Source organism: Ruegeria denitrificans (assembly GCF_001458295.1).
Taxonomy (GTDB): Bacteria; Pseudomonadota; Alphaproteobacteria; order Rhodobacterales; family Rhodobacteraceae; genus Ruegeria; species Ruegeria denitrificans.
The window spans coordinates 49,287-71,295 of the sequence record NZ_CYUD01000002.1 but is presented as its reverse complement, the minus strand read 5'-3'; the positions used below and the strand labels follow the sequence as shown (position 1 = coordinate 71,295).

17 protein-coding genes are annotated in these 22,009 nt (G+C 58.4%); 9 read left to right on the top strand and 8 right to left on the bottom strand.

Annotation, left to right across the window (positions count from 1 at the left end; translation table 11 throughout):
- The first annotated feature begins 4 nt into the window (after positions 1-4).
- Together RUE5091_RS03120 and ntrX are read left to right on the top strand one after the other, a co-directional pair.
- Positions 5-2,293 (top strand): sensor histidine kinase NtrY-like, encoded by a 2,289-nt coding sequence (locus RUE5091_RS03120; protein WP_058280445.1) that lies wholly within the window; start codon positions 5-7, stop codon positions 2,291-2,293.
- Positions 2,290-3,699: a nitrogen assimilation response regulator NtrX gene (gene ntrX, locus RUE5091_RS03115; RefSeq protein WP_058280444.1), complete on the top strand. Its 1,410-nt coding sequence runs from the start codon at positions 2,290-2,292 to the stop codon at positions 3,697-3,699. Before RUE5091_RS03120 ends, ntrX begins: the two co-directional genes overlap by 4 nt.
- Before the next feature lie 12 nt (positions 3,700-3,711).
- Here the strand turns inward: ntrX and RUE5091_RS03110 are convergent, their stop codons facing one another.
- Positions 3,712-4,194, bottom strand: coding sequence for a hypothetical protein (locus RUE5091_RS03110; RefSeq protein ID WP_058280443.1), 483 nt, complete (start codon positions 4,192-4,194; stop codon positions 3,712-3,714).
- Between the two features lie 96 nt (positions 4,195-4,290).
- Here RUE5091_RS03110 and trkA point away from each other — a divergent pair, with 96 nt between their 5' ends.
- The 5 genes from trkA to RUE5091_RS03085 all read left to right on the top strand — a co-directional run bounded on the left by trkA (position 4,291) and on the right by RUE5091_RS03085 (position 9,153).
- Positions 4,291-5,667 (top strand): Trk system potassium transporter TrkA, encoded by a 1,377-nt coding sequence (gene trkA, locus RUE5091_RS03105; RefSeq protein ID WP_058280442.1) that lies wholly within the window; start codon positions 4,291-4,293, stop codon positions 5,665-5,667.
- On the top strand, positions 5,667-7,205 hold the full coding sequence (locus tag RUE5091_RS03100; RefSeq protein WP_058280441.1) for a TrkH family potassium uptake protein: 1,539 nt from the start codon (positions 5,667-5,669) through the stop codon (positions 7,203-7,205). Before trkA ends, RUE5091_RS03100 begins: the two co-directional genes overlap by 1 nt.
- Positions 7,206-7,330: 125 nt before the next feature.
- Complete coding sequence (gene hfq / locus RUE5091_RS03095) at positions 7,331-7,570, top strand: RNA chaperone Hfq (protein WP_010440340.1); 240 nt, start codon at positions 7,331-7,333, stop codon at positions 7,568-7,570.
- Entirely contained in the window at positions 7,570-8,841 is a 1,272-nt protein-coding gene (gene hflX / locus RUE5091_RS03090) for a GTPase HflX (RefSeq protein ID WP_058280440.1), read from the top strand. Before hfq ends, hflX begins: the two co-directional genes overlap by 1 nt.
- A 27-nt stretch (positions 8,842-8,868) precedes the next feature.
- Positions 8,869-9,153: a putative quinol monooxygenase gene (locus tag RUE5091_RS03085; RefSeq protein WP_058280731.1), complete on the top strand. Its 285-nt coding sequence runs from the start codon at positions 8,869-8,871 to the stop codon at positions 9,151-9,153.
- An 18-nt stretch (positions 9,154-9,171) separates the two neighbouring features.
- Here RUE5091_RS03085 and RUE5091_RS03080 read toward each other — a convergent pair whose 3' ends face one another.
- From RUE5091_RS03080 to hemB, 4 genes are all read right to left on the bottom strand, one after another.
- Positions 9,172-9,567 (bottom strand): ester cyclase, encoded by a 396-nt coding sequence (locus tag RUE5091_RS03080; protein ID WP_058280730.1) that lies wholly within the window; start codon positions 9,565-9,567, stop codon positions 9,172-9,174.
- A gap of 108 nt (positions 9,568-9,675) precedes the next feature.
- On the bottom strand, positions 9,676-12,138 hold the full coding sequence (locus tag RUE5091_RS03075) for a penicillin acylase family protein (protein ID WP_058280439.1): 2,463 nt from the start codon (positions 12,136-12,138) through the stop codon (positions 9,676-9,678).
- Between the two features lie 175 nt (positions 12,139-12,313).
- A complete protein-coding gene (locus RUE5091_RS03070) occupies positions 12,314-12,889 on the bottom strand; it encodes a lipid-binding SYLF domain-containing protein (RefSeq protein WP_058280438.1) in 576 nt (191 codons plus the stop codon).
- Positions 12,890-13,031: 142 nt separating this feature from the next.
- Positions 13,032-14,030 (bottom strand): porphobilinogen synthase, encoded by a 999-nt coding sequence (gene hemB, locus RUE5091_RS03065; RefSeq protein ID WP_058280437.1) that lies wholly within the window; start codon positions 14,028-14,030, stop codon positions 13,032-13,034.
- A 120-nt stretch (positions 14,031-14,150) separates the two neighbouring features.
- Here hemB and RUE5091_RS03060 point away from each other — a divergent pair, with 120 nt between their 5' ends.
- Both RUE5091_RS03060 and mfd read left to right on the top strand, forming a co-directional pair.
- Complete coding sequence (locus RUE5091_RS03060) at positions 14,151-14,675, top strand: hypothetical protein (RefSeq protein ID WP_058280436.1); 525 nt, start codon at positions 14,151-14,153, stop codon at positions 14,673-14,675.
- A 21-nt stretch (positions 14,676-14,696) separates the two neighbouring features.
- Positions 14,697-18,152 carry a transcription-repair coupling factor gene (gene mfd, locus RUE5091_RS03055; protein WP_058280435.1) on the top strand — a complete coding sequence of 1,152 codons (3,456 nt, stop codon included), beginning with the start codon at positions 14,697-14,699 and terminating at the stop codon, positions 18,150-18,152.
- Here mfd and RUE5091_RS03050 read toward each other — a convergent pair.
- The 3 genes from RUE5091_RS03050 to RUE5091_RS03040 form a co-directional block, all read right to left on the bottom strand.
- Positions 18,149-18,823, bottom strand: a complete 675-nt coding sequence (locus RUE5091_RS03050) for an SH3 domain-containing protein (protein ID WP_058280434.1) — start codon at positions 18,821-18,823, stop codon at positions 18,149-18,151. The two genes, mfd and RUE5091_RS03050, sit on opposite strands and share 4 nt — an antisense overlap.
- Positions 18,820-20,484, bottom strand: a complete 1,665-nt coding sequence (locus RUE5091_RS03045) for a tetratricopeptide repeat protein (protein ID WP_058280433.1) — start codon at positions 20,482-20,484, stop codon at positions 18,820-18,822. Before RUE5091_RS03045 ends, RUE5091_RS03050 begins: the two co-directional genes overlap by 4 nt.
- Positions 20,485-20,764: 280 nt before the next feature.
- Entirely contained in the window at positions 20,765-21,973 is a 1,209-nt protein-coding gene (locus RUE5091_RS03040) for a multidrug effflux MFS transporter (protein ID WP_058280432.1), read from the bottom strand.
- Positions 21,974-22,009: the final 36 nt, after the last annotated feature.

Sequence of the window (22,009 nt, the reverse complement as noted above, 5' to 3'; positions counted from 1 at the left end):
GACGGTGGCAACCCGGGCACAGAGTGGGCCGATTCCAGCGATTAATCGGTGGCGGAAATCCCGAAAACTGCGCAATTTCGGTACTTTGGGGCTGGTTCTTCTGGGCCCTGCGTTGGCGTTGGCCACCTATCTTGTCATTGGTCCTTTTGATCTGGGGGCAACGGCCCCAACGCTGCGCCTGATCCTTCTGGCAGATCTGGTCTATGTTTTGGTCGTGGCCGCCCTTGTATTGGGGCAGGTCTTTAACTTGATTGCGGCGCGCCGGGCGAAATCGGCCGGGTCCAGATTGCACCTTCGATTGATCGGCGCATTTACCTTGCTGGCTCTAGTACCGACCGTAACCGTTGCGATCTTTGCGGGCCTGACGGTGAATATCGGACTGGAAGGGTGGTTTTCGGATCGTGTGCGGCAGGTGGTGGGTTCGTCCCTGACTGCGGCTGAGGCGTACGAGTTGGAGCATCGCCAGGGCCTGACGCAGGACGCAACGATTCTAGGTCGCTATCTGGACAATGCCCGCAACCGGGACTTTTACATATCGGATGCGGAACTGCGCGAAGTTCTGGCTCAAGGGCAAGCACAGATTCAGCGTGGTTTGCGCGAAGCTTATGTTATTGACGGCAGTGCTGAAATCAGATCGCGCGGGGATCGATCTTATCTGTTCGATTATGAGGCACCCACGCCTGAACAAATGGTCGAGGCCATGGACGACGGCGTGTTGATCATTGCCGACTGGCAAAACAACGAGTTTCGCGCGCTGGTGCCGTTGCAGGCTTATCTGGACCGGTATCTGTATGTCAGCCGTGAGGTGGACGGGCAGTTGCTAACTCTGTTGGATGACACCAAGGAAACGGCGCAATTCTATCAACAGTTGGAAAGCGAACGGGGCAGGGTGCTGTTCGAGTTCGGCCTCCTGTATCTGGGTTTTGCGGTCATCCTCATACTGGCGGCGATGTCGTTGGGTATGTGGTTCGCCGAACGCCTCTCGCGCCCTGTGGGTAGGTTGACCACGGCGGCGCAGCGCGTTGGCGCCGGCGACCTTGGAGTGCAGGTGATCGAAGAGGCCAGCGATGATGAAATCGCAATGTTAGGCCGTTATTTCAATCAGATGACGCGTCAACTTAAAGGGCAACGTGACACGCTGTTGGAAAACACGCGACAGATCGAGCGCCGTCGGAGGCTGTTTGATTCGGTGCTTAGTTCGGTAACATCAGGCGTGGTTGGTGTTGATCCGGATGGATGCGTGACGTTCGTGAACCGGTCCGCCGAGCGGTTGCTGGACTGGACGCGTGTGGATGAGCAATTGGCCATCGGCATCGCCGTGCCAGAGTTCCTGCCGCTGTTTGAAAGCCTCAAGGAAAGCGGGCAGGAAGCTGTGCAGGGTGAGGTTAAGGTGACCCGTAAAGGTCGGCTGGAGAACCTGCTGGTTCGCATGGCCACCCGTCGGGGCGAAGATGGCGGGCTTGAAGGCTATGTGGTTGCCTTTGACGATGTGACCGATCTGGTTAGCGCGCAACGGATGGCCGCCTGGGGCGACGTGGCGCGGCGGATCGCGCATGAGATCAAGAACCCGCTAACCCCGATCCAGCTGAGTGCTGAACGCATCAAGCGAAAATTCTCGCGCAAGCTGAATGAAGAGGATTGCGACAGCCTTGAATCCATGACCGACGTGATCGTCCGGCAGACGAATGATCTGCGGCGGATTGTCGATGAGTTTTCGAAATTCGCGCGGATGCCAGAACCGGACCGGCGCGAGGAAGATGTTGTTGGGTTGGTGCGCGAGGCAGTGCTGTTGCAGCAAGCCGGGCAGCCAGATGTACAGATCGACGCCACCGTGCCGGATCAGCCGATACTGGCGGATGTGGATGCCACGATGTTGAATCAGGCGCTTACCAATCTGATCAAGAATGCCGGGGAAGCCATTGAAACCCTTGAGCAAAAAGACCCGCCGGAGAATCTGAAGCCACAGATCAAGGTGGACGTAATTAGCGATGACGCGGGTACGGTGATTACTATCGCTGACAACGGCATCGGCCTGCCCGAAGACCGGGCGCGGCTGTTTGAGCCGTATGTGACGACACGCGACGAAGGCACAGGTTTGGGCCTGCCTATCGTCAAGAAAATTATCGAAGAACATGGCGGAGCGCTCACATTGGAAGATGCGCCCGTCTTTGCCGGACAGGACCATTTCGGTGCGATGGCCGTGATCCGTTTGCCGGGGGATAATTTCTCCCCGACCGCAGCGCCACAAATGCAGGCAATTCATACAAACAAACTGAAAGCAGGCCAAAGATGAGTGACATTCTGATCGTAGATGACGAACGCGATATTCGCGAACTGGTGTCCGACATTCTGGAGGACGAAGGTTATTCAACCCGGCTGGCTGGCAACTCGGATGAGTGCATGGCCCAGATCAATTCCGAACCGCCGGGGTTGTTGATTTTGGACATCTGGCTAAAGGACAGCCGCATGGACGGCATCGACATTTTGAAATCGGTGAAACGCGACAATCCGGATGTGCCGGTGGTGATTATTTCGGGCCACGGGAACATTGAAATCGCCGTGGCGGCGATCAAGCAGGGGGCGTATGACTTTATCGAAAAGCCCTTTAACATTGACCAGTTGATGGTGGTGATCCGCCGCGCGATGGAGACCTCGCGCCTGCGCCGCGAGAATGCCTCGTTGAAGCGCAAAGAGGTCACCAATTCGGATATGATCGGCAAGTCCGCATCTTTCCGTGCGATGCAAAGCCAGTTGGACAAGGTGACCAAGTCGAACGGTCGCGTGATGCTGAGTGGCCCTGCCGGATCGGGTAAGGAAATCGCCGCGCGATATATCCATGCACACTCCAACCGCGCCAACGCGCCCTTTGTGACCGTGAACTGCGCCGGGATCGAACCCGAGCGTGTCGAAGAGGTTCTGTTTGGCCGCGAATCCTCTGAACGCGGCATCGAATCCGGCCTGCTAGAAGAGGCCCATGGCGGAGTGGTCTATTTCGACGAGGTGGCCGATATGCCGCTGGGCACGCAGTCCAAGATTTTGCGCGTGCTGGTCGACCAGCAATTCCAGCGTGTGGGCGGATCGGACAAGGTGCGGGTTGATCTGCGGGTGATCTCGTCCACCAACCGCGATCTCGAAACGGAAATTGCTGCCGACCGGTTCCGCGAAGAGTTGTATCACCGCCTGAACGTGGTGCCGATTGCAGTGCCGTCACTGGAAGAACGGCGCGAGGATATTCCGGTCCTGGCGCAGCATTTCATTGAAATGTGCAATGAATCCCAAGGGCTGGCGATGCGCGAGATCTCGGATGAGGCGGTGGCGTTGTTGCAGACTATGACCTGGCCAGGCAACGTGCGTCAGCTCAAGAACCTGATCGAACGCGTTCTGATCCTGGGGGATGAATCGGGCCCGATCGAGGCCAAGGAACTGCCGGCCGAAGAAGAAAAGACCGACGACTCGGGTCGTGTGGTGTTGTCGGGGGCGCTGGCCACCTTGCCGTTACGCGAAGCACGCGAAGCGTTCGAGCGGGAATATCTTCTGACCCAGATCAACCGTTTCGGCGGCAACATCAGTCGCACCGCCAGCTTTGTCGGGATGGAGCGCAGCGCGCTGCACCGCAAGCTGAAATCGCTGGGGGTTGTGACCTCGAACAAATCCGGCGCGCGGGTGGCGCAGCTGGATGAACCGGAACCGGCGGAATAATCCGCCGATCCGCTACCCGGGCTGACCGGGGGTAATGATCTGGAACGACCCGTTGTCGAATTTTACATAACAGGATTGGGTGCCCACCGGTGGTAATGTCGTCGTGGGCACGGCTGGTACCTGAGATTTCACATTCTGCTTGCAGGGCGGCAGGCTGATCGGGCGAAACCCTTTCTTGGCCATGCACTGAGCCTCGACCTGATTGCGCAGCCCTTGATTGACATCGACCGTGTAGACCCGACCGGGCTGCCACCATCCGGGTGACCGGTAACAGCGCCCCCGGCCATCGCAATAGGTGCGTCCGGGCCAGTAGGTTGGCGGGCTTTGCCGCGTCTGATTGGCCACCGGGACCTCGTTCACCGCCTGAACCTGACACTGAGTGGTCTCGGTCTGCAGACGCGATACGCTCTCACCCTCACGGTAATATAGTGCAAGCGGACCCTCGCATGCGGATAGGGCCATTATTGGAAAAAGCAATCGAAGCACTGATTTCATGGGCTTATCTTGCCTTAGCTTCGCCGGTATGACAATTCAATTGACCGCTTTGGGGGCATCTGTCATTCAAAGATTTCAGGCAGAAGGGCCAGAAACATGAAGGTCATCATTTGCGGTGCGGGTCAGGTGGGTTGGCAGATTGCACGGCACCTTTCGGGCGAACTGAACGATGTGACGGTGGTGGATAACAACGCCGATCTGGTACGTCGCGCGACCGAGACGCTGGATGTGCAGGGGATCGCGGGGTTTGCCAGTTATCCGGACGTGTTAGAGCGGGCAGGGGCCCGAGACGCCGACATGATCATTGCCGCGACCCATTCGGACGAGGTGAACATGGTCACCTGTCAGATGGCGCATTCGATCTTTTCGATACAGCGCAAGATCGCGCGTCTAAGGTCAAAGTCCTATCTTCAGGCCATCCATTCGGACCTGTTCCGCCGCGATCACCTGCCTATCGACGTGGTGATCAGCCCCGAGCGTGAGGTGGCCGCAGCCGCCATGCGCCGTCTGTCAGCGCCATCAGCCTTTGATACTGAGATATTCATGGATGGCAAAGCGCAGCTGCTTGGTATCCGCATCGAAGAAGATTGTCCTATCATCAACACACCTCTACGGCAGCTGACGGACCTGTTTTCGACACTCAGCTCTATTGTTGTGGGGGTTCGGCGCAAGGGTAACCTCTTTGCCCCGGAATCCGAGGATCAGTTGTTCGTCGGCGACGAATGCTATGTTTTTAGCAACGTTCAGGACGTTGATCGCACGATGGAGGTCTTCGGCAAGACTCAGAAGAAACAGGATCGTGTGGTGGTCGTTGGCGGGGGCAATGTGGGACTCGAAGTCGCGCGCACACTGGAAGAACGTGAAAGCCGGGTGCGCGCCAAGATTATTGAACGCGACCGCCGCTGCGCTGAATTAGCTGCCGAGTCACTGGAACGGACGATCGTTCTGAACGGTGACGGGCTGGACGCGGCGTTACTGCGTGAGGCGGGGATCGAACGCGCGGATGCGATGTTGGCGGTTACAGATGACGATCGGGCCAACATGCTGGCCGCGGTTCGCGCCAAGGCCGAGGGCTGCGCGCTGGCGATTGCGTTGATTAACGACCCCAGCATGGTGGCGCTGATGGGGCCATTGGGGATTGATGCCTATATCAATCCACGCGCCACGACCGTCAGCTCGATCTTGCGCCACATTCGTCACGGGCGGGTGCGGCAGGTCTATTCTATCGGTGACGCCGAGGCCGAAGTGATCGAAGCCGAAGTGCTGTCGACCTCGCCATTGGCTGGGCAAAAACTGCGCGACATCGACTTTCCCGAAGGCGTTCTGGTGGGCGCGGTGCGTAAAGGCGATGAGGTGCTTCGCCCCTCTGGCAGCCTGCGGATCGAGGAAAAAGACGTTGTGGCGATCTTTGCCATGGCCAAGGACGTACCCGAGGTCGAACGGTTACTGCAGGTCTCGATCGATTTCTTCTGATGATACGCGCGCGAACACAAAAGATCAGGTTGGTGCAGCGCTTGCCGCTGTTCCTGCTGATCTGGGCTGTGTTTGCGCTGTCGATGTGGATACCGGCGATCTATGCGCTGGCACTGGATGACCATGAAACGTCGCGGTCGTTTTTCTATTCCGGTTTGCTGGGTCTGTTCATTGTGGCCTCGGTCACGCTGGCGTCTTCGAACCGGGTGCCGCGCCGGGGCACGCTGGGGCAGTTGGCGGTGTTATTGGGCTGCTTTACCGTGCTGCCTTTGTTTCTTGCCATCCCACTGCATGATGCGTTGGGCAATACGATACTGCTGAACGCCTATTTCGATATGGTCAGCGCGTTGACAACCACTGGTGCCGACATTTTCCCCGACCCTGACCGACTGACCGCCCCCCTGCATCTGTGGCGTGCGTTGGTGGGCTGGATGGGCGGCTTGCTCATGTGGATCTCAGCGGCAGCGATCCTGGCACCGCTATCGCTTGGTGGGTTCGAAGTGACCGCGCAAGGACAGCCCGGTCGCCCGGTCTCGGGTGTCGCGCAAAGCGAAAAGGTTGACCCACGCGGGCGATTGATCCGAGTGACACGCACGCTGACACCGGTCTATGTGGGTCTGACGGCGGTGATCTGGCTGCTGCTGCTGATCGCGGGTGAGCAGGGGTTGACCGCCATCTGCCACGCCATGTCCACCATGGCCACGTCCGGAATCTCTCCGGTTGGAGGGCTCGAAGGTGCCCAGGCTGGGATCACGGGTGAAGCGATCATGTTCCTGTTCCTGTTCTTTGCCCTGTCCCGGCTGACCTTTTCAACGGATACTGCGACCACCGGGTATTCGCGGTTGGATAAGGACCCAGAGTTCCGGATCGGGCTGTTGATCGCGCTAACCGTTGCCACGCTTTTGTTCTTTCGCGTTTGGGCCGGGGTTAATGAAATTGGCGGGACCATGTATCCGCTTGAGGCGGTACATGTGTTCTGGGGCATGGTGTTCACGGCGCTGTCTTTCCTGACAACAGCCGGGTTTGAAAGCGCCAACTGGAATGATGCACAGCAATTGTCCGGCTTGGGCACGCCGGGCCTGATCCTGATGGGACTGGCCCTGATCGGTGGCGGTGTCGCCACCACGGCAGGCGGGGTCAAGCTGTTGCGGGTATTCGCCCTGTACCTGAACGGCGCGCGCGAGATTGATCGGCTGATCTATCCCTCATCAGTCAGTGGAGTGGGCGGAGGTAACCGACGCATCCAAAGTGACGGTGCATTTATTGCGTGGATCTTTTTGATGATGTTCGCGCTGACGGCAGCCTTGTTCAATCTGTTGCTGGCGATGATGGGGTCGGGGTTTGAACAGGCCATGGTTCTGACCGTTGCGGCGCTCAGTACGACAGGTCCGGTGATCGAACTTGCAACGGATATTCCGATCCGACTGGTCGATCTGCCAGTGGGTGCCAAACTCACTATGTGCGCGGCAATGGTGATCGGGCGGCTGGAAACGCTTGCGATTATTGCTTTGATTACGCCAACCCTTTGGCGGGATTAAACTTCGGCATTGGCGAATTGGCTGATTTTTCATCTGGAAACTCGGGTCATCACACTCCATACTCTGCCAGAGGGAGCGCGTTGGTCCGCAGCGCGTAGCAAGAACAATGGCGAGATTATAAAAATATGGCTTCGGACAGACAGAATCTGCAGGACGCGTTCCTGAACAATGTACGGAAAGCAAAGGTCCCGGTCACAATATTCCTGATCAACGGTGTGAAACTGCAGGGTGTGATCACCTGGTTCGATAATTTCTGCGTGCTGCTGCGCCGCGACGGACAGTCGCAGCTGGTTTATAAGCATGCGATTTCGACCATCATGCCGTCGCAACCGATCAGCCTGTATGAGGGCGAAGACGCCTCTTGATGGAACATGACAGGACGCAGACCCGCGCTTGGGTTCTGCATCCGGAAATCAAATCAGATGAACAGCGCCGTGTCCCCGAACCAGCGCTGGAAGAGGCGGTGGCGCTGGCTGCCGCTTTGCCCGATCTGGATGTGATCGGGTCCGAAATCGTGCGCCTGCCACGCGCCCAGCCGGGGTTGCTGTTCGGCAGCGGTAAGATCGAGGAACTGGCCGAGCGGCTTCATGATCATGAGATCGAACTGGTTCTGATCGACGGGCCGGTATCGCCCGTGCAGCAGCGCAATCTTGAAAAAGCGTGGAAGGTCAAAATCCTCGACCGCACCGGTCTGATCCTTGAGATTTTCAGCGACCGCGCGCGCACCCGGGAAGGTGTGTTGCAGGTCGAGATGGCTGCGCTCAGCTATCAACGGACACGATTGGTACGGGCTTGGACCCACCTTGAACGTCAGCGGGGCGGATTGGGTTTCGTCGGCGGACCGGGTGAGACACAGATTGAGGCCGACCGCCGTGCCATTGATGAACAGTTGGTGCGTCTGCGGCGACAGCTGCAAAAGGTGGTCAAAACCCGTACGTTGCACCGCGCCGCCCGCGCCAAGGTACCGTATCCGATTGTGGCTTTGGTGGGATACACCAACGCCGGTAAATCAACGTTATTCAACCGCCTGACCGGAGCCGAGGTGATGGCAAAGGACATGCTGTTCGCTACACTGGACCCGACCATGCGCCGGGTCGAGCTGCCTGACGGCCCCGAAGTGATCTTGTCGGACACAGTGGGCTTCATCTCGAACCTGCCGACCGAACTGGTCGCCGCATTCCGCGCGACGCTGGAAGAGGTTCTGGGCGCCGATCTAGTTGTCCACGTGCGTGACATCAGCCACGAAGATACGGAAGCGCAGGCGCAGGACGTTGAGACGATTTTAACCTCACTTGGTCTGGATGAAGATCGCCCTCGTTTGGAGGTCTGGAACAAGATTGACCTAGTGAACGACGACGAGCGTGAGGCGGCCTTTAAACGGGCAGATCGTGACCCGTCGGTTTTCGCCATTTCGGCGGTGACCGGCGAAGGTGTCGAGCCTTTGCTCGCCGAGATTGCGACTAAGCTTCAGGGCGCGCGCCACCAAGAGACACTGTCTTTGGATTTTGCCGAGGGCAACAAACGCGCCTGGTTATTCCGTCAGGATGTGGTGCGGTCTGAACAGCAGACCGAGGACGGTTTCGAAATTACCGTATTGTGGACGGATCGGCAGGCCGCCCAATTTGCAACCCTTTGATTGCCCTACGGGGAGCAACGGCGCGAGATGGCGAACGGAAAGATTTATTTACGTGGATTTATTTTAGTGCCCGCTGATCGGCTTGAACAGGTGCGGGCCGCATTGCCGCGACATATCGCACTGACGCGGGCCGAGCCGGGGTGCCTGTCTTTCGAAGTTGCAGAGGACACTGAAATCGCAGGGCGGTTCAATGTCAGCGAAGTGTTCGAAAATCGGACCGCTTTTGACGCCCATCAGGTACGGACAAAAGCGTCAGACTGGTTTCACGTCACAAAAGGCATTCCACGTGAGTATTCCATCACGTCGGAATAACCCGACCTGCCGTTCCTATTATGCCCCATCAATCTGTCGCTGCAGATCCTCGACGTCAAACCAGCCTTGTGAAGAGAGGACCTTGTGGTCTTCGTTCAGGTCCCATTCTTCCCATCCCCGCGTCAGTACGTGGTTGCCGGTTTTGGTGTGATGGCCTTCGAAGGTCCAAACAAAGATGGCGTGGGGACCGGCCCATCGCATCATGTCGCAACGCAATTCAAGGTCGGGAAAGTCGGATTGAAATCCGCGGGCCATCTCGGCGATCGCTGCACGGCCTTTCAAGGGTTCAGCCCGGTTCATAGAAATCTGTCCATCGGCGGCAAAAAAACTGGCCACGGCATCATGGTCGCCCGAACTCCAGGCGATTGCGTAGTCGCGCGCAAGGTTGTTTAGCCTATCCCGAATACTCGCCATTTGTGCCCCCAGTCCCACTTTATTCATCCGCAGATCGTATGCGAAAACGGCACTCGGCGTCCACGGCGGTGGATTACAAGGGGCAAGGTCTTGCCGAAACAGCGGAATTCAGCGCGGGATCAGGTTGGTTACGCCAACGGCGGCGGCGCGCGCCAGGTCAAGATCCAGTGACATCGGGATATATTCTCCCCTCCGCCACAGCTGCGCCTGATCGTCATAATAACGCGACAGAAAGTGCCCCGACTGTCCGGTCGCAGTGATAAAGACCGAGCTGTCCGGGTCGGCAAAGTCATACACACCGCGATAGCCCGCGCCGTGCACGTTCTGGAACGGGTCCCTGCCTTCGCCCGTGGTGCGACCGCGCAACAGGGTGTTGTCCCCACCGCTGGTGGATTGCCGAATGTTGACGAAGAACCGCAGCACCGGAACATTTCCCAAAACTGGGTGATCATGTGTGGCCTGATGGGCATCGCCCCAGCGCAAGGACTGAAGGGCCGTTCCATAGTTTTCGGCAATCCAAATCAGGGCGTCGTCCAGTGCCAGCCGCGCCATGTCGGTGCAGGTCTCGGACGGCGCGCTTTGGCGGACGTCACACCAGACCGACGCGCCGTCGATATCGCGATAGACACGCTCGATGAACAACGGCTCCACATGTTTGTATTCGGCAGCCAGCGGTCCCAGCTCATCCGAGATCAGACGGATTTGCAGCGCGCGCAGCCACGCGGCATAGATTAACGGCTCGGGCAGGTGTTCGTTCATCTCACCATTCCATTCGGCCAGCAGGGACAGGGCGATTTGGCGTTGTCGTTCCGGAGTGCCTTCGGGGGCGGATGCACCAGTAAACCAAAGGTCCGCGCCGATCAGCGGCAGCAACGAGCGGGCGGTAAAGCTGACAGTATCCAGCTGCGCCTCGATAAAGCTGTCGCGGGTGTGGACCTCGCGCGACTGCATCAGACGCTCCCAGCGGTGTACGCGCTGGGTGTCGCCCCATTCATACGAGACATGCAAAGGGAAAGGACGGTCGATGATCTTGTTGTTGGTGTTACCCAGAATGCCGCCTGCAGGGGCGACGAATTCAGGATTGTCGGCATAAGGCAGACGGCCTTGCCAAAGGTTCTCAGCCAACCAGCCTGGGGTCGGGATGCGACCACGGCTTTGGTTGCGCAGGTCACGTTTGGGCATTGCACCGATCAGTTTCAAACCGATCGTGTCCTTGTCGACCAACGACAGGTTTTGCGAGGGCGAAATGAACAGCTCACCCACATCAATGGCTTCACGAACGTTGTCTGCATTCATCAGCGCCAACGACGCCGTCATCGACGTGTCGCGCGGGCTAAGCGCCGTCCAAGACAATGAGGCTATATGACCCGGAGGCGTGATCGTTTCCAGATTGTAGTGGCTTCCAGGCAGGACAGGGCCATTTTCCGTCCAGCGCAGTGTCAGGGTAATGGGGGCCTCGTCCTTGATCTCGATAATCGAGGGACGGGTGCGGAACTTTTTGAAGCCATCCGGTGTCAGGTATTCTTCTGGGTTTTCAGGATTCAGCCGCTCGATATGCAGGTCCTGATCGTCCAGATAGGACGAGGTCAACCCCCAGCCCAGACGATCGCTGCGCCCGGTCATAACGGCGGGAACTCCGGGGATGGTTGCGCCGATCACGCCACCTTTGGCCAGTTCCAGCCGCGCCAGATACCAGACACCCGGGGCAGTGAACCCCAGATGCGGGTCATTAGCCAGCAACGTGCCACCACTGGCCGAGCGTGAGGGCGCAGCGGTCCAGGCGTTGGACGCTCCGGCCAAGCCACGTTTCGGGAATGGCGACAGCGGCGTGTCGGGCATAGGCGTGCCGCGGGCGTAACGGGGCAGCCCTGGAAACAAAGCGGCATATTCTGGCAAAGCAGCTATACCGGCCCCCGGCACATTGGGCAGGATATCGGTCAACCGTGCGGGATCGTTCAGCATTAATGAGGTACGGGCGCGCAGCACTTCGTCCTCAAGATGGCCGGACAGTTGCAGACCCATCAGCTTGATCACTGCAATGCTGTCACCTGGCTGCCATGGCGAAACGGGTGCGTTGAACAAAAACATCTCAGGCGCGCCGCGGCCAAGGGCGGCTTCGTTGATCTCATCCAGCCGCGCGTTTACCCCGGCGGCATAGGCGCGCAAGGCGGCCTTGGTGTAATCATCCTGCGCGTCGACCGATCTGTGCGCCAGACCGTACAGGTCCAACCGGCGCAGCAGCTTGTCGATATGGACGGTGCGCGCACCGAAAATTTCCGACAGTCGGCCCTGCGCTGTGCGGCGCATAACTGTCATCTGCCACAGGCGGTCCTGCGCGTGGGCATAGCCCAGACCAAAGAACACATCCGGGTCGTTTTCGGCCAGAATATGAGGGACATTGGCGGTATCTCGGATGATCTCGACCGGGGCGCTTGCTCCGCTAACCTCAACGGTCTGGTCGTAATCCGGCAAAGACTGACTGGCCAGGAAATATACCAATGCCACAGCGGCCAAAGCCAGCAGGATCAGACCCGTTGTAATACGCACGAGCCAGCGAAATACGATTCCCATTTATGGCCTACAATCCTGAACCAATTCCGAATGCCGCCAGATTAGTGGATGGCCGGACTGACCGAAAGAGGAACAGCCCGGGAATATTCACGTTAACAGCACTATGAATGAAAAATCCCGCCACAGCTGGGAGCCTGCGGCGGGTCGTAATAGAGGGGGAAGCGGTAGTTGGATATTATGGAATGATCCGCGTGTATTTTGTGCCTTCGACGGTTGCGCCGAATTTCAAACCGGCTTGTCCGAACACTACGGCCAGCACCGGCGAACGCAGCGTCGTTGTGTCCGTGGATAAGGAGTTTCCAGTTGCGTCGACTACATAGCCAATATCTGCGCCGGCGGTCCATCCGCTGGAACGGCGGAAATCGTTGAGTGCGTCCTGCGTCATGAAGAACAGGACATGTGCATATTGCTGTGCGCCGATTTGCAGGCCGGCGGTTCCGGAAATTGCAGAATAGTAATCAACCGTCGCGCCCTGAATACGCAAGGCGCCCTGACCGTAGGCACCACCAAAGAATATTAATCCGGCGTCGGTGATCAGGGGCATGACCAACATGCCGTTGGCTTTGTTTGCGATCTCAACTGTGTTGGGGTATTTCGCATACATTTCGGTTAGTGTGGCATCGACGCGGGCGTCGATGGTCGCGGCATTGGAATTGCCGACGCCGTTGCCGCAAGCGGCGGTCACCGTCAATCCGGCCATGCCAAAGGCAAAGCCACGACGGCTCAGTTGGGGTGCGTTGGAACTGCTCATGATTTTTTTCTCTGTATGACTGCCTGATATGTCGGGTGTTCCCGATCTTATGTGCAAGAATACGCCGATTGCCGCCGTGTGTCACGGGAAAGCTGCGTGAGGGCAGATTACAATCGGCGAAAAATTGCGACAATTAAGGGAATTAGCCTTGCAGGATGCGGGCGACCTCGGGTGCGAAATAGGTGAGGATGCCGTCACAGCCAGCACGCTTGAAGGCCAGCAGGCTTTCCAGCATCGCCTTCTCGCCGTCAATCCAATCATTCTGGGCCGCAGCCTGAATCATCGCATATTCCCCTGACACCTGATAGGCATATGTCGGCGCGCCGAAGGTATCCTTAACCCGTCGACAGATATCCAGATAGGGCATGCCAGGCTTGATCATCACCATATCTGCGCCCTCGGTCAGATCGCGTTCAATTAGGCGCAGCGCTTCGTTCGAATTGGCCGGGTCCATCTGATAGGTCTTCTTATCGCCCGTCAGCGCGCCCGATGCGCCCACCGCATCGCGGAACGGCCCGTAAAAGGCGCTGGCATATTTCGCCGCATAGCTGAGGATCATCACGTTCTGATGCCCGGATGATTCCAGCGCGCGGCGCATTTCGCCTATCCGGCCGTCCATCATATCAGAGGGCCCAATGATATCGGCGCCTGCTTCGGCCTGTGCCAGAGTCATCTTGACCAGCGCCTCGACCGTTTTGTCATTCACAATCTCGCCATCGACGACATAGCCGTCGTGACCGTTGATATTGTAAGGGTCCAATGCCACGTCGGTCATCACTGCGATATCAGGGGCCGCTGCCTTGATGGCGCGGATGGCGCGGTTGGACAGATTGTCGGGGTTCCAGGCCTCGGCGCAATCCTCGGTCTTCAGGCTGGGATCGGTGTAGGGAAAGATGCAGATTGCCGGAATTCCCAGCGCTTGCGCCTCAACCGCGGCCTTGGCGATCTGGTCGACTGAGCGGCGCATCACGCCGGGCATCGAGGGCACGGGCTCTTCCACGCCTTCGCCATCACGCACAAATACTGGCCAAATCAGATCATCTGTAGTCAGCGTATTTTCCCGAACAAGGCCCCGCACGGCCTGCAATTGGCGCGCCCGGCGAAAACGGGTCAGAGGATAGGGGGCGATGGTCGGCTTCATGTCGCGCTCTCCTTGAATATTCTTGCATTGGGTGGCATGAATTCCCCGTGGTCTCAAGGGTAACGATGGTCGCGCCTGCGCAAAGAAGGCCCCTAAAGACAGTGAACAAAGGGCTGACGCTTGGACTTATTCTCTACGCTTTTCGAAATCATCGACATGCGCAGCTTTTCGAATCTGTGGTATTGGATCGGTTTAGCCGTGTTGTGGTCGTCGGCAAGCCATTGGGCGATGGGCGTGCCCTATGATCTTCTGGTGCGCGCCCGGCGTGTCGGTGGCCAGGCCGAGCGCGACTTTCTGGACATCGTACGCATAAACGGCAACCGGATTCTTTATATTGTCGATGTGTCCGGATTGGCCATTTTGGGGCTGAGCTGTTTCATCTTCACTGGTCTGGCGATGCTGGGGTTCTTTTACGGTGTCGAATTTGCTCAGGCCGTGTTCTTGTTGTTGTTCCCGGTCTGTATTGTGATGCTGATCAACGTCCGGGCTGCGCGTAAATTGCGCGCCGGTGACGGGACGCTGGAATTTACCGGCAAGATTTTGAACCGTTGCCGGATCTATACGCAGATCATTGGCATGGTCTCGATCTTGATCACGTCGCTTTGGGGCATGTATCAGAACTTCTCGATCGGTGTTCTGGGGTAGGAAATTCGGAAAGGCAAAACGATGACGGCTCCGAACCACGTAACAGTCGGCGGCGCCCCCGAGGGGTTTGACGCACAACTTGTCCTGAATGAGATCGCGCGTTCGGGCGGGCCGGTCTGTCACGTCGCGCGCGATGACAAGCGGATGGAGGCGATGCGGGCCGCTCTTGCCTTTTTCGCGCCAGACATGCCGGTGTTCGTCTTTCCAGGCTGGGATTGTCTGCCGTATGACCGGGTTTCACCCAATGCGGATATCGCTGCTGCGCGGGTGGCGACACTGGCCGCGCTGGTGCATCAGATGCCCGACCGGTTTGTCCTGTTGACCACGCTGAACGCCGCAACTCAGCGCGTTCCGGCGCGTGAGGTTTTGCGAGAAGCTGCGTTTACCGCGCGGGTAAGCCACCGGGTAGATGAAACCGCGCTGCGGAACTTTCTGGTGCGCATGGGGTTCACGCAAAGCCCGACGGTGATGGAGCCCGGAGACTATGCGATCCGTGGCGGTATTATCGACATCTTCCCTCCGGGCGAATCCGGCCCGGTTCGCCTGGACCTGTTCGGAGATGTTTTGGATGGCGCACGCCGGTTCGACCCGGTGTCGCAGCGCACCACCGAAAAGCTGGATCTGGTGGAACTGGCCCCGGTGTCCGAGGTTATTCTGGATGACGCCGCCATCACGCGATTCCGTCAGAACTACCGCATCGAATTTGGCGCGGCAGGCACTGACGATCCATTGTACGAGGCGGTCAGCGCCGGGCGCAAACATCAGGGCGTCGAACACTGGCTGCCGTTTTTCCACGAAAAGTTGGAAACGCTGTTTGACTATCTGCCCGGGGCCACGATCTTGCTGGATGATCAGGTCACGCCCGCTCGGCTGGCCCGGTGGGACTCGATTGAGGATCAGTATGAAACCCGGCGACTGGCACTGGAAAACCGCTCGCGCATGGATACGGTCTATAAACCGACGCCGCCCGGTTTGCTGTATCTCGACGATGCTGCGTGGGAACAGGTCGTGGGCGACCGTCGGGTGATGCAATTCAGCCCTCTGCCGCAGGCCAGCGGTCCCGGCGTGATTGACGCTGGTGGGCGGATCGGGCGGAATTTTGCACCCGAACGGCAGCGGGAAAGCATCAGTCTGTTCGGTGCGCTTGCCAGCCATATCACTGACAAAATGAACAAGGGCCCTGTGCTGATCGCGTCTTATTCCGAAGGCGCGCGTGAACGTCTGACCGGATTGATCGAAGACGAAGGCCTGGCCGAGGCGATCTCCGTCACCAACGGAACCCGCATCGGCAAGCGTGGCCTGCATCTGGCGGTCTGGGCGCTGGAACATGGGTTCGAAACGCCTGGCCTGACGGTGATAGCTGAGCAAGACGTTCTGGGCGACCGCCTGATCCGGCAACCCAAGAAACGCCGCAAGGCCGAAAACTTTTTGACCGAGACCCAATCGCTCAGCCCCGGTGATTTGGTGGTGCATGTCGATCACGGGATTGGTCGCTATCAGGGGATGGAGGTTGTCACCGCAGCGGGCGCAGCCCACGAATGCTTGCTGCTGGAATATGCCGAACAGTCCAAACTGTACCTGCCGGTCGAGAATATCGAGCTTCTGTCGAAATACGGCCATGACGAAGGGCTACTGGATCGGCTGGGTGGCGGTGCATGGCAGGCCAAGAAGGCCAAGCTGAAAGAGCGCATCCGCGAGATGGCGGATAAGCTGATCCGTATCGCTGCTGAACGTGCGCTGCGCAAGGCGCCGGTCATGGACCCACCGCCCCACGCGTGGGAGGAGTTCAGCGCGCGCTTCCCCTATCAGGAAACCGATGACCAACTGCGCGCCATCTCCGAGGTGATGGAAGACATGCATTCCGGCGCGCCGATGGATCGCCTGATCTGCGGTGATGTCGGCTTTGGCAAGACCGAGGTTGCCATGCGCGCCGCCTTTGTCGCCGCGATGTCCGGTGTGCAAGTGGCTGTTGTAGCACCTACGACGCTGTTGGCACGACAACACGCGGCGTCGTTCAAGGAACGGTTCCGGGGATTTCCGCTTGAGGTCCGGCAGCTGTCGCGTTTCGTCTCGACTAAAGAGGCGCAGCAGACCCGCGACGGGTTGGCGCGTGGCACTGTGGATATTGTGATTGGCACGCATGCGCTGCTGGCTAAGGGGATACGGTTCAACAACCTCGGACTGCTGATCATCGATGAGGAACAGCATTTCGGGGTGGGTCACAAAGAGCGCCTCAAACAACTGCGCTCGGACATTCACGTGCTGACCCTGACCGCGACGCCGATCCCGCGGACGCTGCAATTGTCGCTGACAGGTGTGCGTGATCTGTCGATCATCGGCACGCCGCCCATCGACCGTCTGGCCATCCGCACCTATGTCAGCGAATTCGATGCGGTCACGGTGCGCGAGGCGCTTCTGCGCGAACATTATCGCGGCGGGCAAAGTTTCTATGTGGTCCCGCGTATTTCGGACCTGCCCGAGATTGAGGAATTCCTGAAGGACCAACTACCGGAACTGACTTACGTTGTCGCGCATGGGCAAATGGCGGCGGGCGAACTCGATGACCGCATGAATGCTTTCTATGATGGGAAGTATGATGTGCTGTTGGCAACGACGATTGTGGAAAGTGGGCTGGATATTCCGACGGCCAACACAATGGTCGTGCATCGCGCGGATATGTTCGGTCTGGCGCAGCTTTACCAGATCCGCGGACGGGTGGGGCGATCAAAGGCCCGCGCATATGCTTATCTGACCACCAAACCGCGCCAGCGATTGACGGCCACCGCCGAGAAACGCCTGCGGGTTCTAGGCTCTCTTGATACACTGGGGGCGGGGTTTACGCTGGCATCGCAGGATCTGGACATTCGCGGTGCCGGCAATCTGCTGGGCGAGGAACAGTCGGGCCAGATGCGCGATGTGGGCTACGAGCTTTATCAGTCCATGCTGGAAGAGGCGATTGCCAAGATCAAAGCCGGCGAGATGGAAGGGTTGAGCGATGCCGACGACCAATGGGCCCCGCAGATCAATCTGGGCGTCCCGGTCCTGATCCCCGAGGATTACGTGCCCGATCTGGATGTGCGTCTGGGTCTTTATCGCCGCTTGTCGTCGCTTTCGACCAAGGTTGAATTGGAAGGGTTCGCGGCTGAGCTGATTGACCGGTTTGGGTCGCTGCCAAAAGAAGTGAACACCCTGATGCTGGTTGTGCGTATTAAGGCGATGTGCAAACGGGCGGGCATTGCCAAGCTGGACGGCGGACCAAAGGGCGCGACGATCCAGTTCCACAACGACAAGTTTGCCTCGCCTCAGGGGTTGGTCGAGTTCATCCAGAACCAGCACGGGCTGGCCAAGGTCAAGGACAACAAGATCGTGGTGCGCCGCGACTGGAAAAAGGACAGCGACAAGATCAAAGGCGCGTTTGCTATTGCGCGTGATCTGGCGGAGAAGGTTGTGGCCGAGAAGAAAAAGGCCAAGGCCTAGTCTCCGCTTACAAAAGTACACAACTGCCAATCACCTACGTCCGATTTAACAAACGCGGCGCGGTGGCCGGTCATGGGCCAAAGAAAGTCCGAGTGCATATAGCCTTGGGTGCCGTCCGTCAGTAGCACGCGCTGATATTCGGCACCGTCCTGAAAATCGCGAATGATGGCGATCTCGTGGCTTATCGGGGTTAGAATGGGCGCGTTGCGATCTGGACTTTGACGCAATGAGACATTTGTGCCCGTCACAAAGTACGCCAACTCTGGGTCCAGCGAAGCAGGCAGGGTGATCTGCCACTGATACGGCATCCAGAACTCGCCTTCGTCGTCGAAATAGCCGGGTTGGGATAGGGTATATTCCAGATCGGACCAGTACTCCGCGCGCAACGCGTCTGCGTTTTCGCGCTGTTCTTCCGACAGAGTCTCAGGGTCGAGTATCAGATTGGCGCGCAATTCCTCGGGGCCGCCATCGCCGCCATGGCTGAGGTAGATATCAGGGCAGGCCGCCGCGACCACCGCGTCGATATTCCGTGCGGTCACCTGGGCCAATAACGTCTCGCGAAAACCCACCAGAGATGGGTCACGGTCGGCCTGATCGACCGGTGGAAAGGATTGACGATCGGCAAAGGCAGGACCGCAGAGCAGGGCGGCCAGCAGCAGAGTGTATTTCATTCAGCGGCCCTCATCGCGGCTTGCGCACAGAAACAGGATGCCCCGACGGCCCGGTCAGCACGGGCCAGTGCTAGATCAAGTCGCTGCTTGATCTGAGCGATTTCAATATTTTCCCCGCGCGCCTTAAGGCAGTCGTGCAGACCTTTGAGGCTCCAAACATTGTCCGGGTGGATCGAGGCGCGGCTGAGGGTGCCACCCAGTCCCAAGTCTTCGCGATAGACCGCTTCCGCCTCGGTCACGTGACCTTGTTCGAACAAAAGAGCCCCCAGCGCGTGGCGGGTCGGCTGCATCCAGCCCCACGGTTCGTCATAGGGCAGCGTGTCGTCCAGTTCGACAGATCGACGCAGATGGGCATAGGCAATGTCGTAATTGCCCTTGCGGTATTCAATCTCTCCGCTCAACATTTCTCGTGCGATTTCAAGCAGATCGACGACGCGGTTGTTGTGCAGCAATCGCGTCTCGGGCACACAAGCCTTGGCGGACAGGAATAGCTGCTCTTCAGCTTCGGCCTTGGCCACCTCACCAGTCGCGGCATGAGCGATGGCGCGGGCGTAATGGATGGTGGCTGTCAGCGTGCGATAGAGATCAGGGTCTTCGGGCAGTTCCAGCGCCTTGGCCTCGTCCCACCGACCAAAACGGATCAAGATATGCGGCCCCATAGACATGTAACTTTCGAAGTAATCCGCCATGGGCGGGCTTTCGATGCGCAACATCTCTTCGGGAGTTGTGTCCCACAGGCCCTGATTGGCGCGCAGGGCCGGCTCCATCTGACCTAGGAACAACGCGCCGTAGATCGCGAAATGATAATTGTGCTGGCGATAGCCGGTGTAGATGTTGAACGCGCCTTCGCGCTCGTAATATTTCAGATCGGCGACGGTGGCCTTTTCGTTCCAGTATACGACGTTGTGGTAGTGGCCACAAAGCACGTCGATATGGGTGGGCATATGCACAAGATGGCCCGCATCGGGCACCAACGTGCGTAGAACATCCCCGGCCATAAGCGCCTTTTCCGGGGTCGGAGACATCTCCATCAGGTGAACATAAAGGTGGAGCAAACCCGGATGATACATGGCCGCTGGAACGTCGGCCATCGCGTCTTCCAGAGCCTTCTGTGCTTCAAGCGTTGCGGCGCCTTCGGCGGGTTGGCCGGTCTTCAGATCCCACATCTGCCAGGGGGTGAGGTTCAGCAGTGCCTCGACATAAATCGTGCGCAAGTCCAGGTGATCGGGCTGATCGGCAAAGGCTGCGTGCATGGTGTCTGCAAAATCGTGGTTCCAGCCGTTCATGTCCGGGATCGGATCACGCTGAGGGTAGCGCGCAGGCAAGGCGCGGATCATCGCCTGTTCAACCGGAGTGCAGGTTTCCAGCAGGGCAAGTGCCTGCTGCGTCGCGTCATAGGCCTGTGCCAACGCTTTCTGTTGACCACGCGCATCACGTAAATCCCAAGGCAGGTTGTAATTCGGGCCAGCCGCGTAGGCGATGCCCCAATAGGCCATGGCGCAATCCGGGTCATGTTCGGCGGCGCGCTGGAAACAGACCACGGCTTCGTCATGGTTATAGCCATAAGTCCAGACCAGCCCCCGGTCGAACCACAGTTGTGCCTCGGCCGAGGCCGTGCTGACCGGACAGGAATGCGTACCCAGATCGTAATAGTCGCCCATGAAAATCCCTTTATTGTGATCCCAATGTCCAGACTCTGGGGCTCTGTTTTGCTTGTTCCCGAAGATGAACGACGTACAGCGCCGCCAAAAAGACTACGCAAAATACCGAGAAATTCACACTTAGTGCTTTGAGGAAACCGTGACGATAGTTGCGCCCTTGCCAAGTGCCCTTGAACTCTTTGGGTTTGCGCGACCTTGGGTTGGGAGGTTCAAAGTTCTTTTTCATCACGATCCCTTCGAGTTAGGGAAACATTAGCGTGATTCACCTGGTCTGCACACATCAGGCAGGCAGTCTGTTTTCGATCCGACCCATATGCAGCATCAGCCCGAACCCCGCCACGCTCATGACCAGAACACCGGTGGTCAGCGGGCTCAGGGAACCGTCGAACAATTGCCCGATTGGGGCGGCGATGGCCGCGGCCAGGACGGTCGAGAACGCGCCGATGACCGAGGCGGCCATGCCAGCAATATGGCCCATCGGTTCCATCGCAATGGCGTTCAGGTTGCCCATCGTCATGCCAGCCATGAAAAAAATCGAGGTCTGCCAGAAGACGAAAACCGCAAAGTTCAGGTTGGCTGAAAGCGGTATCATGTTCAGAGCTATGACGCATATCGTGATGGCAATTTGTGCGCCGAGGGCCCATGTCACCAGCCGCCGCATCCCCACGCGGATCACGAGCGCGGCGTTCAACAGGCTGGCAGATCCCGCCATCAAAGCCACAAAGCCGAACCAAAACGGGAAGCTGTCGGCGCTGTCATGGATCACGTCATAAACTGGCTGCACCATAGTCAGCATGGTGAACAACATGCCAAGGCAAAGGGTTTGCACAAAAATCGACACGCGCACCGTGGGGTGGGCGAACATCTCACGCGCGGCCGCGGTCATCAAGGGCAGGCGCAGCGGTCGGCGGTTTTCGGGCCTCAGCGATTCAGGCAGACGCAAGCCCAGCCAGATCACGGTGATCACCGAGAACAGGATGAACGAAACAAAGATGCCGCGCCATCCTGCGATGGCGATCATTCCGGCCCCCAGCATCGGGGCGACGGCGGGCACCAGAGTAAAGATCATCATGGCGATAGAGACGATCCGCGCCATTTCTCGGCCCGAGTACAAGTCTCGGATGATCGCCATGGCGACCACGCGCGGCGCGGCGCAGCCGATGCCCTGGGCCACCCGTGCGAACAGTAGAAGTTCCAGTGAAGAACTGGCCCAAGCCACTGCAGCAGATACGATATACAAAGCCGAGCCGACATAGATCACCGGCTTGCGCCCAAACGCATCGGACAATGGACCCACAAAGAATGTCCCGATGCCCATGCCCAGAACAAATGAGGTCAGGATCAGCTGAGCGTCGTTGATATCATCGGGGCTCAGCTGCGCGCCGATCTCGGGCAGGGCAGGCAGCATCGAGTCGATCGAAAACGCAATCGTCGCAAACATCATTGCGACAAGTGCGATGAACTCTCCCGAAGACATGCGATTGGCCATGGCGCCCTCCTGACCTGATCGCGCTATCACGGCTTT

Excerpts from the sequence above, each read along its gene's own strand:
- RUE5091_RS03110 (WP_058280443.1), bottom strand. The coding sequence starts at position 4,194 with ATGAAATCAGTGCTTCGATTGCTTTTTCCAATAATGGCCCTATCCGCA.
- RUE5091_RS03050 (WP_058280434.1), bottom strand. The coding sequence starts at position 18,823 with ATGAAATACACTCTGCTGCTGGCCGCCCTGCTCTGCGGTCCTGCCTTT.
- hfq (WP_010440340.1), top strand. The coding sequence starts at position 7,331 with ATGGCTTCGGACAGACAGAATCTGCAGGACGCGTTCCTGAACAATGTA.
- hflX (WP_058280440.1), top strand. The coding sequence starts at position 7,570 with ATGGAACATGACAGGACGCAGACCCGCGCTTGGGTTCTGCATCCGGAA.
- RUE5091_RS03085 (WP_058280731.1), top strand. The coding sequence starts at position 8,869 with ATGGCGAACGGAAAGATTTATTTACGTGGATTTATTTTAGTGCCCGCT.
- mfd (WP_058280435.1), top strand. The coding sequence starts at position 14,697 with ATGACGGCTCCGAACCACGTAACAGTCGGCGGCGCCCCCGAGGGGTTT.
- RUE5091_RS03070 (WP_058280438.1), bottom strand. The coding sequence starts at position 12,889 with ATGAGCAGTTCCAACGCACCCCAACTGAGCCGTCGTGGCTTTGCCTTT.
- RUE5091_RS03100 (WP_058280441.1), top strand. The coding sequence starts at position 5,667 with ATGATACGCGCGCGAACACAAAAGATCAGGTTGGTGCAGCGCTTGCCG.
- ntrX (WP_058280444.1), top strand. The coding sequence starts at position 2,290 with ATGAGTGACATTCTGATCGTAGATGACGAACGCGATATTCGCGAACTG.
- trkA (WP_058280442.1), top strand. The coding sequence starts at position 4,291 with ATGAAGGTCATCATTTGCGGTGCGGGTCAGGTGGGTTGGCAGATTGCA.
- RUE5091_RS03075 (WP_058280439.1), bottom strand. The coding sequence starts at position 12,138 with ATGGGAATCGTATTTCGCTGGCTCGTGCGTATTACAACGGGTCTGATC.
- hemB (WP_058280437.1), bottom strand. The coding sequence starts at position 14,030 with ATGAAGCCGACCATCGCCCCCTATCCTCTGACCCGTTTTCGCCGGGCG.
- RUE5091_RS03045 (WP_058280433.1), bottom strand. The coding sequence starts at position 20,484 with ATGGGCGACTATTACGATCTGGGTACGCATTCCTGTCCGGTCAGCACG.
- RUE5091_RS03080 (WP_058280730.1), bottom strand. The coding sequence starts at position 9,567 with ATGGCGAGTATTCGGGATAGGCTAAACAACCTTGCGCGCGACTACGCA.
- RUE5091_RS03040 (WP_058280432.1), bottom strand. The coding sequence starts at position 21,973 with ATGGCCAATCGCATGTCTTCGGGAGAGTTCATCGCACTTGTCGCAATG.